Source organism: Spirochaetota bacterium (genome assembly GCA_026414805.1).
Classification (GTDB): domain Bacteria; phylum Spirochaetota; class UBA4802; order UBA4802; family UB4802; genus UBA4802.
Map to the genome: position 1 here is coordinate 1 of JAOAIH010000167.1, position 587 is coordinate 587.

At 27.9% G+C, this 587-nt stretch carries 1 protein-coding gene; it reads left to right on the forward strand.

The features are described from left to right. The coding region (locus tag N3F66_15190; protein MCX8125490.1) for a protoglobin domain-containing protein at positions 1–587 on the forward strand (587 nt) is incomplete at both ends.

Sequence of the window (587 nt, forward strand, 5' to 3'; positions counted from 1 at the left end):
TATAACAATGAAAAATCTTGATCGATTAATAACTCTCATAAGTAATAATCTCAATATTGATGAAAAATTTATTGAAGAATTACAACATACTCTCTCAATTAAGCCACATGATACGGAAATTATTTCCCATATACATCATCTAATTAATACTGCTCCTGATGACTTCTGGGAAGGTTTTCATTCATATTTAATGAATATCAATAGTCTCAAGAAACTTTTTAATAATAATTCATTTGTTAAAAACCATACGCATGCTCTTAACGATTATTTTAAGCGTTTTGCATCAGAGCAAATCGACAATGAATACTTTCTGAACAGATTCAAGGTTGGTGTCCAACTAGAAAAATTTGATATCAACCCTATTCTTTTTTCAACTACTTATAGCCACATATATTCATATATCCTGGAGTATTTAGAAAATAAAGTCACTGATATTTCATCAATTCTGCCAATTATAAAATCCTTTATAAAAATTGTGTTTCTTGATCTATCATTAATACTTTATGCCTATTTTTTTATGAAGGATAAAAAACTTTTGGATTCAAAAAAAGAACTTGAGCGCTTGAGTAGAGCATACCGTTTAATAC